The sequence below is a fragment of the Thiomonas delicata genome, from assembly GCF_900088825.1.
GTDB classification, from domain to species: domain Bacteria; phylum Pseudomonadota; class Gammaproteobacteria; order Burkholderiales; family Burkholderiaceae_C; genus Thiomonas_A; species Thiomonas_A delicata.
The window spans coordinates 733,828-748,605 of record NZ_LT592171.1 but is presented as its reverse complement, the minus strand read 5'-3'; the positions used below and the strand labels follow the sequence as shown (position 1 = coordinate 748,605).

The 14,778-nt window shown below is 66.0% G+C and carries 15 protein-coding genes and 1 pseudogene; 15 read left to right on the top strand and 1 reads right to left on the bottom strand.

What is annotated here, in order from left to right; genetic code table 11:
* Window positions 1–57: 57 nt before the first annotated feature.
* From THIARS_RS13060 to THIARS_RS13040, 6 genes and pseudogenes are all read left to right on the top strand, one after another.
* Window positions 58–780, top strand: coding sequence for a response regulator (locus tag THIARS_RS13060; RefSeq protein WP_094161292.1), 723 nt, complete (start codon window positions 58–60; stop codon window positions 778–780).
* Window positions 780–2,252, top strand: a complete 1,473-nt coding sequence (locus THIARS_RS13055) for an ATP-binding protein (RefSeq protein ID WP_041609031.1) — start codon at window positions 780–782, stop codon at window positions 2,250–2,252. Before THIARS_RS13060 ends, THIARS_RS13055 begins: the two co-directional genes overlap by 1 nt.
* A 48-nt stretch (window positions 2,253–2,300) precedes the next feature.
* A pseudogene (locus tag THIARS_RS13050) lies at window positions 2,301–2,540 on the top strand (winged helix-turn-helix domain-containing protein); the annotation flags it as partial.
* 162 nt (window positions 2,541–2,702) lie between these two features.
* Complete coding sequence (locus tag THIARS_RS18660; RefSeq protein ID WP_013106984.1) at window positions 2,703–2,876, top strand: hypothetical protein; 174 nt, start codon at window positions 2,703–2,705, stop codon at window positions 2,874–2,876.
* 78 nt (window positions 2,877–2,954) lie between these two features.
* Window positions 2,955–3,662: a hypothetical protein gene (locus THIARS_RS13045; RefSeq protein ID WP_094161291.1), complete on the top strand. Its 708-nt coding sequence runs from the start codon at window positions 2,955–2,957 to the stop codon at window positions 3,660–3,662.
* 538 nt (window positions 3,663–4,200) lie between these two features.
* On the top strand, window positions 4,201–5,244 hold the full coding sequence (locus THIARS_RS13040) for an alkaline phosphatase family protein (RefSeq protein ID WP_013106987.1): 1,044 nt from the start codon (window positions 4,201–4,203) through the stop codon (window positions 5,242–5,244).
* 102 nt (window positions 5,245–5,346) lie between these two features.
* Here the strand turns inward: THIARS_RS13040 and THIARS_RS13035 are convergent, their stop codons facing one another.
* Window positions 5,347–5,913 carry a hypothetical protein gene (locus THIARS_RS13035; RefSeq protein WP_141130616.1) on the bottom strand — a complete coding sequence of 189 codons (567 nt, stop codon included), beginning with the start codon at window positions 5,911–5,913 and terminating at the stop codon, window positions 5,347–5,349.
* Between THIARS_RS13035 and THIARS_RS13030 the strand changes: the two genes are divergently transcribed.
* The 9 genes from THIARS_RS13030 to THIARS_RS12990 are packed head-to-tail and all read left to right on the top strand — an operon-like array spanning window position 5,908 to window position 14,630.
* Window positions 5,908–6,675, top strand: a complete 768-nt coding sequence (locus THIARS_RS13030; RefSeq protein WP_013106989.1) for a sulfite exporter TauE/SafE family protein — start codon at window positions 5,908–5,910, stop codon at window positions 6,673–6,675. The genes THIARS_RS13035 and THIARS_RS13030 overlap by 6 nt on opposite strands.
* Window positions 6,676–6,680: 5 nt before the next feature.
* Window positions 6,681–8,540, top strand: coding sequence for a nitrite/sulfite reductase (locus THIARS_RS13025; protein ID WP_094161290.1), 1,860 nt, complete (start codon window positions 6,681–6,683; stop codon window positions 8,538–8,540).
* Between the two features lie 12 nt (window positions 8,541–8,552).
* Entirely contained in the window at window positions 8,553–9,239 is a 687-nt protein-coding gene (locus THIARS_RS19190) for a DUF934 domain-containing protein (RefSeq protein WP_094161289.1), read from the top strand.
* Window positions 9,236–10,096, top strand: a complete 861-nt coding sequence (locus THIARS_RS13015) for a phosphoadenylyl-sulfate reductase (RefSeq protein ID WP_094161288.1) — start codon at window positions 9,236–9,238, stop codon at window positions 10,094–10,096. The genes THIARS_RS19190 and THIARS_RS13015 overlap by 4 nt, the downstream gene beginning before the upstream one ends.
* A complete protein-coding gene (gene cysD, locus THIARS_RS13010; RefSeq protein WP_094161287.1) occupies window positions 10,093–11,052 on the top strand; it encodes a sulfate adenylyltransferase subunit CysD in 960 nt (319 codons plus the stop codon). The genes THIARS_RS13015 and cysD overlap by 4 nt, the downstream gene beginning before the upstream one ends.
* On the top strand, window positions 11,052–12,362 hold the full coding sequence (locus THIARS_RS13005) for a sulfate adenylyltransferase subunit 1 (RefSeq protein WP_094161286.1): 1,311 nt from the start codon (window positions 11,052–11,054) through the stop codon (window positions 12,360–12,362). Before cysD ends, THIARS_RS13005 begins: the two co-directional genes overlap by 1 nt.
* Window positions 12,362–13,174, top strand: coding sequence for a uroporphyrinogen-III C-methyltransferase (gene cobA, locus THIARS_RS13000; RefSeq protein ID WP_013106995.1), 813 nt, complete (start codon window positions 12,362–12,364; stop codon window positions 13,172–13,174). The genes THIARS_RS13005 and cobA overlap by 1 nt, the downstream gene beginning before the upstream one ends.
* Window positions 13,171–13,494, top strand: a complete 324-nt coding sequence (gene fdxA, locus THIARS_RS12995; protein ID WP_013106996.1) for a ferredoxin FdxA — start codon at window positions 13,171–13,173, stop codon at window positions 13,492–13,494. Before cobA ends, fdxA begins: the two co-directional genes overlap by 4 nt.
* Before the next feature lie 32 nt (window positions 13,495–13,526).
* On the top strand, window positions 13,527–14,630 hold the full coding sequence (locus tag THIARS_RS12990) for an NAD(P)/FAD-dependent oxidoreductase (protein WP_094161285.1): 1,104 nt from the start codon (window positions 13,527–13,529) through the stop codon (window positions 14,628–14,630).
* Window positions 14,631–14,778 lie beyond the last annotated feature (148 nt).

The window sequence follows — 14,778 nt, the reverse complement described above, 5'->3', positions numbered from 1 at the left end:
CATGCTGCGTTACATTGTTTTTTCCTGGGCACCCGGCCAGCCGGCCAAAATCGGCGCATGGAAACCTCCGACCACATCCTGATCGTCGACGACGACGCCGAGATTCGCCACCTGCTGAGCGCTTATCTGCAGAAGAACGGCTTGCGCGTGACGGCTGTTGGCGATGGGAAGGCCATGGAGCGCGCGCTGCTGGCCTCCGGCGTCGACCTGATCGTGCTCGACCTGATGCTGCCAGGCGACGACGGCCTGACCCTGTGCCGAAACTTGCGCGCCAAGTCCGACATTCCCATCCTGATGCTGACGGCGCGCGGCGAGGAAACCGATCGCATCGTCGGCCTGGAAATGGGTGCCGACGACTATCTGCCCAAGCCCTTCAGCGCGCGCGAGTTGCTGGCGCGCATCAAGGTCATCCTGCGTCGTGCCCGCAGCCTGCCGCGCAATCTTCAGCCGGAAGAGGCGCGCCAGGTGCGCTTCGCCGGCTGGACCCTCGACACCGCGCATCGCCACCTGGTTTCGCCCGCCGGCGTGGTGGTCGCGCTGAGCGGCGCCGAGTACCGGCTGCTGCGGGTTTTTCTGAGTCACCCGAACCGGGTGCTCAACCGCGACCAGTTGGTCGATCTGACGCAGGGCCGTGAGGCCGATCCGCTCGATCGCAGCATCGACGTGCAGGTCAGCCGCTTGCGCCAGCGCCTGGGCGACGACCCGCGCGACCCCGCCCTGATCAAGACCGTGCGCGGCGCCGGCTATGTCTTGTCGGCCCCGGTCGAGGGAACGGCTTGATGCGCCTGCTGCCGGCGTCGCTGTTCGGGCGGATGATGTTGATCCTGTTCAGCGGCCTGGTGCTCGCCCAGATCCTGAGCGCCTCGATCAATTTCGCCGAGCGCGATCGCCTGCTGTTGCGCAGCAGCGGCATGCAGTCGGCGCAGCGCATCGCCGACATCGTCAAGCTGCTCGATTCCCTCGGCCCTGCCGAGCAGCAGCGCATCGTCACCATCCTCAGCGTGCCGCCGCAGGTGGTAAGACTGGAGGCAGCGCCGCAGGCGCCGAGTGCCGCGGCGCTGGACAACCCGCATGCCGCCATGTTCTCGGCTGCGCTGCATGTCGCGTTAGGCGATGCGCGGCCGCTGCGGGTTTCCGTCCGGCAGGCCGCGCCGGGCGCCAGGCCATCCGGGCTCGAGTCCGGCCGCCAGGGCATGATGGGCGAACATGCGGGCATGGCAGCGGCGATGTCGGCAGCCATGCCGGGCATGCCGGGCATGCCGGATATGCAGGCCATGAGGCCCTTCATGGCATCGGGCTTGATGTTCCTGACCCAGGTGCAACTGCGCGACGGCAGTTGGGTCGCTTTCGACACCCAGTTGCCACAAGGCCCGGCCAGCACGCCGTGGCGACTGCTGCTGACCCTGTTGGTGCTGCTGCTGACGGTGCTCGTCCTGTCGTACGCGGCGGTGCGCTGGATGACCCGGCCGCTGGCGGTCCTGGCCTCCGCCGCCGATGCCCTGGGCAAGGACATCAACCGCCCGCCGCTGCCCGAGACCGGGCCGACCGAGGTGAGGCGTGCCGCGCATGCGTTCAACATCATGCAGTCCAGCCTGGTGCGTTTCATTCAGGACCGCACCCGCATTTTCGCCGCCATGTCGCACGATCTGAAAACGCCCATCACCCGCATGCGCCTGCGCACCGAACTGCTGGAAGACGCCGACTTGCGCCAGCGCTTCGACAAGGATTTGCGCGAGATGGAGCTGATGGTGACGCACACGCTGGATTTCATGCGCGGGCTTGAGCCACCCCAAGTGGCGCGGCCGATCGACATCACGGCGCTGCTCGAAAGCCTGCAGGCGGACAACCAGGACATGCACCGCGAGGTTCTCATCGAAGGTCGCGCACGGGCCCCCTATGTCGGCGACCCGGAGCGGCTCAAACGCTGCATCTCCAACCTGATCGACAACGCCATCCTCTACGGCAGGCAGGCGCGCATCATCGTCGAAGACGGCCCCGCGGCCCTCACCCTTCGCATCCGGGACCAGGGCCCTGGCATCGCGCCAGACGAACTCGGCAAGGTGTTCGAGCCGTTCTACCGGCTCGAAGCATCGCGCAGCCGCGAGACCGGCGGCACCGGCCTGGGGCTCGGCATCGCCCGCAACATCGCGCGCGCGGCCGGTGGCGATGTGACCTTGCGCAACCACCCGGATGGCGGCCTGGAGGCCACGTTGCACCTGCCGCGCAAACCCGGCTATCTGAATGCTTATTGATTCGGTCCTATGAAGATTGAACTGTCAGCCATTCGGCCGTCCCCGCTGGGACGTGAGCCGGGTGCCGGGCGTGTACTGAAGCCCGAGCAAGAAGAGCAGACACGTCGCACCATGATCGACAAGCGCCCCGAGCAGTTGAGGATGGATTTCTGCCCAGGGAGCCGTGCTGCCGTGGACCTGCTCATCGAGCGGCAGCATGGCATCAAGCGCCCGTGCGCACGGTGGGCAAGTACTTGGCACGGTGGGGATTTACCCCCCCAGAAGCCCATCAAGAAAGCCTACGAGCAACCCACGGATACGAGCTTGATTCATCGCCGCGCCTTGCCACGCCGCATCACCCGGCCGATCTGAATTCATCCGCAGCACATGACATTGGCGACCACACGAACGGCCGGCCGCAAATCCCAAGCCGATCGCCTATCCTGCACGGCCCTTCAGGGATATTTCGCCATGCCATCCCGACGCATCCCGGTGCTCATCGTCTTCGCCGCGGTCCCTCTTGGCCTGCTGGTCGCCGTCACCCTCGACTGGCTCGAAGAACGCGAGCTGCGACGCGAAGAACGCCGCGCACGCCTGTCCCGTGCGCAGAACCGCCCAGGGCCTGCGTGGCCGCCGCAGACCTGAACCGGCCCCCTGAGCGCGACTTGCATCGCGCAGATCGCATGCTGTGATGGTGATCACCAACCTTTTCTGGAGATCACCATGCAAACCGATTTCGATTTCGATTCCGACTCTGCTTCCCTCCCGCATGCAGGCCTCGCTGCTCGGCTGCGCGACCTGACCCTGGCCCTGTTCTGGAGCGACGCCGCAGCCGGCGTGCGCGGGTGCCGGCGCCTGGCACAGCGCGCGGCCCGCGCCGGCATGCCGCTGCAGCAGGCCCGGCTCCGCGCCACACACCGCCTGCTGGCTGGCATGGTCGTCGTGACGCTGTGCACGCCGCCTCTGGTCATCGCCCTGGCCGTGGCCGGTCATGTCTTGGTGGGCAGCTCGGCGGAAGGACGCCACCTGCTGCTGGCCCTGAGCCTGGCCATCGGCCTGCTGTACGGCCATGGGGTGCTGCAACTCGGGCGGGCCGATGCCTGGTGGCGGGCGCTGTATCGCAACGCGGGGATTGCTGTCCAGGCCCTGCCCTTGCGCAGCGTGCTGGCGCCGTGGCGGCCCGAGGTGCTGGACGCCTCGATCCGGCATCCCTGGACGCAGGCACGCCGCTGGGCCTGGGCTGCGGGGGTCAATTTGCTGATCTGGGTCGGCATTCTGGCCTGGCTGCCGGCCGACAGCCCCCGACTGGTCAGCTTCTGGCTGGCTGGCCTGGGGGTTCTGAGCATGACTTGGCTGCTCGAGCACCATCACCGCTGGATGCTCCGGGCAATCGAGGCCTTCATCGCCGCCGACGATGCTGTGTGGCGCTGAACCCGTTGATTTTCGTCGCGCGGCGTCTGCCATGCATCTTCCGAAACGACCTCTCCATGAGGACGATGACCTGGCTCCGGACGCGCTCGCGGTGCGTCCGCAAGGTTGCCCACGTCATCCGGAGATTCGCATGTGTGAAGACCGTCCCTCCGCTCTGTTGATCCCGCTCGTTGCCGCAGGCGCCCGCAGCGCAGCGTCCACCCGCAGCGGCAGACGCTTCGTGCTCGTCGTCGGGCACGAGCGTCAACCGATCAGCCAGCGCTGGCGCGCAAACTCGAATGCGAGGGCTATATCCGGCCCCTGTGCCGATGGAGCGGCAAGACCCTTGGTTGTCCAGCACCTGAGGCGCCGTGCGGGCGAGGTGATCGCCCGAAGGCCGATCCACGCGCGCGCCCCTGACCAGGGTACGAATGCGAAAAAACACGTCGACGATCTCACTGTTGCATCCGATTGCATCTTTGGCTCTTGCCTTCATGGGCCTGACACGCGCGATACCTAGCGTACGAGTTCCCAGTTGTGCCACTCATCGGAGGAATCCATGAATCTCAAGTTTGGAAAGACTTTGCTCGCCGCTGCAATGCTGTCCCTTGCCGTTTCTGCCAGCGCTGATGCAATGCATGGCCGTGACCACGAGCGCGAAATTCCGCGGTTCGACCACGTCTTCATCATCATGATGGAAAACACCGGTGCCCAGAACGTGGTTGGCAATCCCCAGATGCCAATGATCAACCGCCTGATCAACACCTTCGGCTACGCCGACAACTACTACGGTGTCACCCACCCGAGTTTGCCCAACTACGTGGCCGCGATTTCGGGCTCGAACTGGTGGAGCCAGAGCGACGATCCGACACAGCAGTTCAATCACAGCAACATCGTCGATTCCCTGAATGCGCGCCACATCTCTTGGGCGGCGTACATGCAATCGATCCCCTATGCGGGATTCACGGGGCAGTTTTCTGCTGGGGGTGCAAGCTCTGCTTTGTACGTCCTCAAGCATGATCCATTCATGCTGTTCAAGAACGTCTACGCCAACCCGCAGGAAGCATCGCATGTTCAGCCGCTTCGAAATCTGACCCAAGCCCTTCGTATCAGTGATGTTGCCAAGTATGTTTGGATCACCCCTGACGTTTGTCATGACATGCACGGCATGTCAGGTTCAGCGTGCCCCTACAGCAACACCCAACTGCTCTACAGCCAGGGCGACGCATTCGTTGGTCAGATGGTCAAGGCGATCATGCAGTCGCCGATCTGGAACAACGGCAACAACGTCATCTTCATCACCTGGGACGAGGGCGACTACGACGGAAACACGGCTAACGGAGGCTGGGCCAATACTCAGGGCGCTCCGGACAGCCCTATTTTGCAACCGGGTGCGCAGGTCTTCCCACAAGGTGGCGTCTACGGGGGAGCCAATGTGCCGCTGATCGCGATTTCCAGCATGCATCCATATCACATGGTGGATCATCAGGCGACGAATCACTATTCGATGCTCAAGACGATCGAGGAGTCGTGGGACCTTCCCTTGCTCGCCTTCACCAGCGACGACCAGGTGAGTGACTTAGCCTCATTCTTTGCAAACTGATACGCCGATCTATCCGCCCTTGAACAGGGAGCTTCTTGCTTTCCATTCGGGGCGAATCGGCAATGTCGGCATGGAGTGTCTATCCAGCCAACTTCCTTATGCTCACTCCAACGCTCGCGGCGTCCAGCTTGGTGGTAACGCGCGACACCATGTGCATGATGCAAAGCTGCACCAGGAACTCGGGGAACAGCCGGAGACACCGTCCACCAAGTTGACTGGCCCAAACTTCGGGCCATCCCAAGTGATTTTGGGCGTCATGCATGCCTTCAGTTCATCTGGCACATCGACCTCCTCGCCGAGCTTCGATGCGACGTAGCAGCGCATCGCGGCGATGTTGTTGACAGCTTGCTGGATCAGAATCTTACAGTCCAACAGGCGACCCTTGATCACGTCATCGACGTAGATCAGCTTGTCGTTGGCGCTGATGCCGCCAACGAACAGATCGTTGACCCGATGGTGGTGCCCAACGATTTCCGCGCAGAACCCCGTGTCCAGGGATAAAGGCCGCTCACAACTTGGATACATGGCCGCAGTCCATCTTGAGGTTTTATTTCCTTGCTTATATCGCTTGGCATCTATCGGTATGAGAAGACTGTCGTTTGCTTTGGTGCGGCCCGTCCCTAGGATTCGACCGTCATCATCAACCCCAGAAAAGCTCCACTGATGCATGCCCAAGCCACTCTTTTCGGCCTCGCCGCGGGCGCCCTGATCGGCGCCACGGGGGTTGGCGCGGGCTCGTTGGTGACGCCATTGCTGCTCGGCGTGTTCCGGCTCGACCTGCCCGTGGCGATCGGCACCGATCTGTGGTTCGCCGCGCTGACCAAGCTATCCGGGGCCGTGGCGCACCACCGCCATGGGCATGTGGATCGCCGCATTGCCGGGCTGATGCTCGCCGGCAGCCTGCCCGCGGCGCTCGCCACCCTCGTGGCGATGCATGCCTCGGGTGCGGACAAGGCCTGGTTCGGCGTGCTCAGCCTGGCCCTCGGCGCCGCCTTGCTGCTGACCGCCGCCGCGGTGATGTCACGCGGGTTCTGGCAGCGGCTGGCGCTGCGGCTCGAAGCGCGCTTGCCGCCGTCGCGCAAGCCGGGCTTGACCATCGCCCTCGGTGCGGTGCTGGGGGTGCTGGTCACGCTGAGTTCGGTCGGTGCCGGTGCCATCGGCTCGCTCTGCATCCTCCTGCTTTATCCGCGTTTGACGGCGCGGCAACTGGTCGGCACCGACATCGCCCATGCCGTGCCGCTGACCCTGGTGGCGGGCATCGGCCATGCGGCGCTGGGCCATGTCGATTGGCCGCTGGTGCTGGCGCTGCTGGTCGGCTCGGTTCCAGGCATCTGGCTCGGCGCCCAACTCACCCGTTTTCTTCCCGAGCGCATGACCCGCGTGCTGCTCTCGGCCACGCTGGCGTTCGCCGGCTTCAAGATCATTGCCTGAGCGCCATGTACCAGTACACCGATTTCGACCGCCGCTTCATTCGCGCCCGTGCCGCCCAATACCGCGACCAGCTCGAGCGCCATCTGGCCGGCAGCCTGAGCGACGAGGAGTTCAAGCCGCTGCGCCTGCAAAACGGCTGGTACATCCAGCGCCATGCGCCCATGCTGCGCGTGGCCATTCCCTACGGCGCGCTGGCGAGCCAGCAATTGCGCGCCCTGGCCGACATCGCCGAGGAATACGACCGTGGCTACGGCCACTTCACCACGCGCCAGAACCTGCAGTACAACTGGATCGCCCTGGCCGACAGCGCCGACGTCATGGACCGCCTCGCCGCGGTGGACATGCATGGCATCCAGACCAGCGGCAACTGCGTGCGCAACATCAGCAGCGATGTGTTCGCCGGCATCGCGCCGGACGAAATCGTCGATCCGCGGCCATTCTGCGAGATCCTGCGGCAGTGGAGCACCCTGCATCCCGAGTTCGCTTATCTGCCGCGCAAGTTCAAGATCGCCGTGAGCGGCGCGCGCGAAGACCGCGTCGCCGCCGGCTGGTACGACATCGGCCTGCAGGCACTGAGCGACGAGCACGGCCAGATCGGCTTTCGCGTGCAGGTGGGCGGCGGCATGGGTCGCACGCCGATGATCGGCGACGTCATTCGCGATTTTCTGCCCTGGCAGCAGTTGCTGGTGTACGTCGAGGCCATCCTGCGCGTCTACAACAGCTATGGGCGGCGCGACAACATCTGGAAGGCACGCATCAAGATGCTGGTGAAGGCCGAAGGAGCGCGCTTCACCGCGGCCGTCGAGCGCGAGTTCGCCGACATCCTGCAGCGCGATCCGGGCGGTGCCGCCCACCTCATCACCCTGCACGAACTCAACCGCGTGGCTACGCAGTTTGCGCCGCCTCACGGTGTGCGGCCGGATGCGCCGGATGCGACCGCTGCCCTTGCCACAGCGCCCGCGCACGAGCCGGCGTACCTACGCTGGCTGCAGCGCAACGTGCACACGCACCGCATCCCCGGCTTGCGCGCCGTGACCCTGTCGCTCAAGCGCGCGGGCCAGGCGCCGGGCGACGTCACGGCCCGGCAGATGCGCGCCGCCGCCGACCTTGCCGATCGCTACAGCCACGGCGAACTGCGCGTGAGCCACGAACAGAATCTGGTGCTGCCCTGGGTGAGCGCCGACGCCCTGCATACGCTATGGCGGGATGCGCGGGAAGCCGGTTTCGCCACGCCCAACATCGGCCTGCTGACCGACATGATCGCCTGCCCCGGCGGCGATTTCTGCTCCCTGGCGAATGCCCGCTCCATTCCTGTCGCGGCTGCCATCACCGAGCGCTACACCGATCTCGACGAGCTGTTCGACATCGGCGACATCGACCTCAACATCAGCGGCTGCATCAACTCCTGCGGCCATCACCACAGTGGCCATATCGGCATCCTTGGTGTCGACAAGGACGGTGCCGAGTGGTACCAGATCACCGTTGGCGGCGGCGATGGCTCGGAGGTTGGCGGTGCGGCCTCGCCCGGCAAGATCATCGGCCCCTCGTTCGCGGCCGAGGAAGTTCCGGATGTGGTCGAGGCCTTGATCGCCCTGTATTTGCGGCAGCGCCAGCCCGGCGAGCTGTTCATAACCTTCGCCCGCCACGTCGGTGCGCAACCGTTCAAGGCTGCAGCCGATGCCGTGCGCCGCGCGGCCGCGACCCAGGAACACCCCCAGGCCGCCGCGTCGCAATTGACCGTCCCTGAAGAGGATGCGAAAGCTGTGGCCGGCCGTGCGGTTGCGCATGAGCGCCCCCAAGGTCAGCTAGCCGACCCGCCATCCATGGGGGTTAAGAAAACTTGGGGCGGCCCTGCGTTTTCTTGAGGATCTCCGCGCATGAAATTCATCACTTCCGCAGACGGCGCCCGTGGCGCCACGGACTTGGCGCCGGGCGCAGGCGGGCTTCTCCTGTTCACGCCCGAGCAGTGGCAGACGGCCAGCGCGACCTGGCCCACGCCTGGGATCGCCGGATTGGTGCTGCCCAACGACCTTGACGTGCGCACACTCGCTTTCGATCTGTCGCACTTCGCCAGCATCGACCTGCAGTTCCCGAAATGGACCGATGGTCGTGCCTATTCCCAGGCCCGGTTGTTGCGGGTGCGCCTGGGCTACCGTGGCGAGCTGCGCGCCACCGGCGAGGTGCTGGTGGACATGGCGCTGCCGTTGGCGCGGACCGGGTTCGACACCGCGGTGCTGCGCCCCGGCCAGAGCCTGCAGGCCGCACAGCGGGCACTGCAGTTTTTCGAGGGGCTGTGGCCTGGGTTCGACGACGCGGCACTCCAGGAGGCGCAGGCCAGTTCCCCAGTTTCCTTGCCCCGCTCGGGAGGAGTTCGAGGGTCGACGGATGGGGGTGCTGCGACGCCGCCGAGCCCGCATCCGCAGCCGGCCTACTACCAGGGTGACGTGCTCGATCCGCAACCGCTCTTTCTGAAACGGCTCCAGGGGCTGGCCGGCTGGCCCGTCTCTCGCGAGGGCGAAGCAAATCTGGGGCGGCCTGGTCTTGCCCTGGAGATCGCAGCATGAAGCGCGCTATCCCCATCGCTGCGCCACACGGCTCGGCGCCGGCCCGGTACGCCAAACCCAGTGCCGATTTCGACCAGCGCGTGCAGGACGCGCTCGCCACGCTGCGCGCGGCGGCGCAGGAATTCGCCGGCCGCATCGTGCAGGCCACCAGCCTGGGTGCGGAGGACATGGTCTTGACCGACCTGATCGCGCGGCATGCGCTACCCATCGCCATCGCCACGCTGGACACCGGCATGCTGCACGGCGAGACGCTGGAGCTGCTCGGCCGTGCGCGGCAGCACTATGGCCTCGATATCGAAACCTGGCGTCCGGACGCGGTTGCAGCGCGCGACTTTGTCGCCCGCCATGGTCCGCGGGCCATGTACGCCAGCGTCGACTTGCGCCATGCCTGCTGCGCCTTGCGCAAGCTCGAACCCCTGTCCCGCATGCTGCAAGGCCGTGCCGCCTGGGTGACGGGGCTGCGCCACGAGCAGTCGCCCGCGCGCGGCCAGGCCGCGCGGCGTGAGAGTGACGCGCAAGGCCGCACCAAGCTCAACCCGCTGCTCGACTGGACACAGGGCGACGTATGGCACTACATCGCGCTGCACACCGTTCCCTACAACCCGTTGCACGACCAATTCTTTCCCAGCATCGGCTGCGCTCCATGCACCCGTGCCGTCGCGCTGGGCGAGGACATCCGCGCCGGGCGCTGGTGGTGGGAGCAGGAGGGGGTGAAGGAATGCGGCTTGCATGTCGGGCAACGCCTCGTTGCCCGCGACCCACGCGACGGACAGCATGGAGCCGCCGCAGACGGCCTCGTCGCAGAACCGATCGCCAAACCAACCATCGTCGCGGAACCGACAGGAGCCCACGCATGAACGCCCCTTTGGATCTCGAACGCCTGTTGCCGCAGATCGACCACCGTCATCTCGACGCTCTGGAAGAGGAAGCCATCTACATCCTGCGCGAGGTGGCGGGTGGTTTCGAGCGCCCGGCCTTGCTGTTCTCTGGCGGGAAGGATTCCTGCGTCGTGCTGCGCCTGGCGGAAAAGGCGTTCAAGCAGCGCCAGGCCAACGGGGCTTACGCCGGCCGGCTGCCGTTTGCCTTGCTGCATGTCGATACCGGGCATAACTTCCCCGAAGTCATCGACTTCCGCGACGCCCTCGTCAAAGCCTCGGGCGACGCGCTGATCGTCGCACACTTGGACGAATCCATCCGCCGTGGCACGGTGCGCCTGGGCCATGCGCTGGAATCGCGCAACCCGCACCAGAGCGTGGCCCTGCTCGAAGCCATCGAGCAGCACCGCTTCGACTGCCTCATCGGCGGCGCCCGGCGCGACGAAGAGAAAGCGCGTGCCAAGGAACGCATCTTCAGCCACCGTGACCACTTCGGCCAGTGGCAACCCAAGGAGCAGCGCCCCGAGTTGTGGTCGCTGTTCAACACGCGTTTGCGTCCGGGCGAGCATTTCCGTGCCTTCCCCATCAGCAACTGGACCGAACTGGACGTGTGGCTGTACATCGCCCGCGAGAGCATCGCCCTGCCCAAGCTGTACTACAGCCATCCGCGCCAGGTGCTGCGCCGCAAGGGTCTGCTGGTGCCGCTGACCGCCGTGACGCCGCCGCGGCCCGGCGAGGCGGTGGAGACGGCCCGGGTGCGGTTTCGTACCGTGGGCGACATGACCTGCACCTGCCCGGTGGAAAGCGCGGCGGCCAGCGCGACGGAAGTCGTCGCCGAGACCCTGACCGCGACCCTGAGCGAGCGCGGCGCCACCCGCATGGACGACCGCACCTCCGACGCTTCGATGGAGCGGCGCAAGAAGGAAGGCTATTTCTGATGAACACGCACAACGACGCCAACGGCGAACACCGCCACAAGGCGCTGCGCTTTCTCACCGCCGGCAGCGTGGACGACGGCAAGAGCACGCTGATCGGCCGGCTGCTGCTCGACAGCCGCGCCATCCTGGCCGACCAGCTCGATGCCCTGCAACGCCGGGCCGCGGGCGGCAGCATCGACCTGTCCCAACTCACCGACGGGCTGGAGGCCGAACGCGAGCAGGGCATCACCATCGACGTGGCCTACCGCTACTTCACCACGCCGCGGCGCAAGTTCATCATCGCCGACGCCCCGGGGCACGAGCAGTACACGCGCAATATGGTGACGGCCGCCGCCGGCAGCGATGCCGCGGTGGTGCTGATCGACATCACCAAGCTCGACTGGCGCGCCGCGCCCCTGCGCCTGCTGCCGCAAACCCGGCGCCACACCTTGCTGGCGCGCCTGCTGCGCCTGCCGTCCATCGTGTTCGCCGTGAACAAGCTCGACGCCGTGGACGATGCCGAGGCTGCGTTCGCGGCGGTGCGCGATGCGCTGCTGGACTTCGCCGCCGAGGCCGGCATCGCGCCCGCCGGCATCGTGCCGGTGTCGGCGCTGCGTGGCGACAACATCGCCATCGCCCAGGCATCCTGGCCTTGGTATGCCGGGCCGACCCTGTTGCAATGGCTCGAAGCCCTGCCCGCCGCCGAGGAGCCGCAGACCGGCTCCCTGTTGCTGCCGGTGCAATACGTGGCGCGCGAAGGCGACGGCCTGGGCCACCAGCCGCGCACGGTCTGGGGCCGCATCGCCAGGGGCCAGGTCCAGTCCGGCGACAAGATCCGCATCCACCCCAGCGGCGAGAGCGCCGAGGTCGTCGCGGTGCGGCGTGCGGGAGTCGCCGTCGATGGCTGCGCCGCGGGCCAGTCGGCCGGACTGGTGCTCGACCGCCAGGTGGACATCTCACGGGGTGACTGGATCGAAAGTGTCGGGCTGTTCTCAGCTCCCAAGCCCGATGCGATCCAGAGATTCGAAGCGACCCTGGCCTGGCTGGATACGGAGCCAGCGGTCATCGGCCGCAAATACTGGCTGCGCCACGGGCACCGCTGGGTGGCAGGACACATCACGGCCATCTGCAGTCGGCTGGACATTCACACCCTGACGGACGTCGATGCGCAGACGCTCGCGGTCAACGATATCGGCCGCGTGCGCCTGCAGGCGCAGTCAGCACTGCCACTGACGACTTTTGTCGACAATCGCGTGGCGGGAGCGATGATCGTCGTTGATCCCGCCAGTCATCGCACCAGCGGCGCGCTGCTGGTTGAAGCGGTTCAGTAATGGGCCGCATCGTCTTCATCGGCGCCGGCCCTGGCGCTGCCGACTTGATCACCCTGCGTGGCGCTCGCCTGCTCGCGCAGGCCGACGTCGTACTGTGCGACGCGTTGGTCGATCCTGCGCTGCGCGAACTGGCGCCGCAAGCCCGGTGGATCGATGTCGGCAAACGCGGCTTCAGCCACGCCACGGCGCAGGAGCGCATCGACGCCCTGCTGGTGCGCTGCGCGTCGCGCCATCGTCTGGTTGTCAGGCTCAAGGGCGGCGACCCCAGCGTGTTCGGTCGGCTCGAGGAGGAACTGCTTGCATTGCACGGCTCCGGCGCGGTCATCGAAATCGTGCCCGGCGTCACCGCGGCGCTGGCCGCAGCAGCCGATGCCGGCCGGCCGCTGACACGGCGCGGACGCGGGCGCAGCGTGGCGCTGAGTACGGCCATGACCCACGATGGACAGTTGCGCGCCAGCCGCTGTGCCGACACCGAAGTGTTCTACATGGCCGGTCGGCAGCTCGGCGCGCTGGCACGCCGACTGATGGCAACGGGCTGGGCACCGCAGACCGAAGTCTCCGTGGTCTCCCGTACCGGCTTTCCGGACCGGCTGTGCAGCAGCCACGCCCTGACCAATCTGGCGCAGGCCTGTCTGCTGCACAGTGGTCGCCCGACGGTGGTGATTGTCGGCGCCGGAGCGCACCCGGTTTCGCCATACGCCATGGCCGTTTCGCGTGCATCCCATGCTGCGCTGCCGCTTGCAGCACACAGTATCGCCAGACCGCGTTTGCAGCCCGCAGACATCGTTTCGCATCGCGGAGAACCCCGATGACCTTTGTCGTGACCGAAAATTGCATCAAGTGCAAGTTCACCGATTGTGTGGACGTCTGCCCGGTGGACTGCTTCCGCGAAGGCCCCAACTTCCTGGCGATCGATCCGGACGAATGCATCGACTGCGCCGTATGCGTGCCCGAGTGTCCGGCCAACGCCATCTTCGCCGAGGAAGACGTCCCTGGCGACCAACAAGCATTCATTGCCCTCAACGCCGAACTGTCGCGCCGCTGGCCCAGCATCACCAAGCGCAAGCCCGCCCCGCCGGACGGCGAAGAATGGAATGGCAAACCCGGCAAGCTGCAGTTTCTCGAGCGCTGAACATCCGGATTCCGACCGCCCCCTCATCCCTCATGGAAATGCACATCAATCCGGCCATCGCCGACGCGGCCCTGGCCAGCGCCCCGCCGATCGAGACCGATGCCGTCATTATTGGCGCCGGTCCCGTGGGTTTGTTTCAGGTTTTCGAACTCGGCCTGCTCGACATCAAGGCCCACGTCATCGACAGCCTGCCGCACCTGGGCGGCCAGTGCGTGGAGCTCTATCCGGACAAGCCCATCTACGACATTCCGGCCGTGCCCATGTGCACCGGCCAGGAACTCACCGACAACCTGCTCAAGCAGATCGAGCCGTTCAAGCCCACCTTCCATCTGGGACAGGACGTGACGGAGCTGCAGCGCCAGGACGACGGGCGCTTCGTCGTGCGCACCTCCAAGGACACCACCTTGCTCACCAAGACGGTGTTCATCGCCGCCGGCGTGGGCTCGTTCCAGCCGCGCACCCTCAAAGTGGAGGGGCTGGACGCCTTCGAGGGCACGCAGTTGTTCTACCGCGTGAAGAACCCCGCGGTCTTCGCCGGCAAAAATCTCGTGGTGGTCGGCGGCGGCGACTCGGCGCTGGATTGGGCGCTGCACTTCGCCCAGGATGACGCGCACCGCGCCGAAAGCGTCATCCTCGTGCACCGGCGCGACGGCTTTCGCGCCGCGCCGGCCTCGGTGGCCAAGATGCACGCCCTGTGCGAGCAGCACGCGATGCAGTTCGTCGTCGGTCAGATCACGGGGTTCGAGGCCGACGGCGATGGCCGCCTGTCGCAGGTCAAGCTCACCGGCAACGACGGCATCACCCGGCGCCTGCCGCTGGACATGCTGCTGGTGTTCTTCGGCCTGTCACCCAAGCTCGGCCCCATCGCCCACTGGGGCCTGGACCTGGAGCGCAAGCAGATCCGGGTCGACACGGAGAAGTTCCAAACCAACATCCCGGGCATTTTCGCCGTGGGCGATATCAACACCTACCCGGGGAAGAAAAAACTCATCCTCTGCGGCTTCCACGAAGCCGCGCTGGCAGCCTTCGGCGCCGCCCACACCATCTTCCCGGACAAGAAAATCCACCTCCAGTACACCACCACCAGCCCCAAACTGCATAAGGTGCTTGGCGTCGAAACTCCCGTCTTCGATTGATTGAAACCCCCAAGGTTCCTTGACCCTTACGAGGGGCTGGGCGGCACGCCGCTCCTGGGACGCTCACCAGCAAAAGTATCTGCCAAATGTATGCGCCTGGGGCGACCCGAGATTGGCAGCGTGCAAGGCATCCAATCACTGGACAACG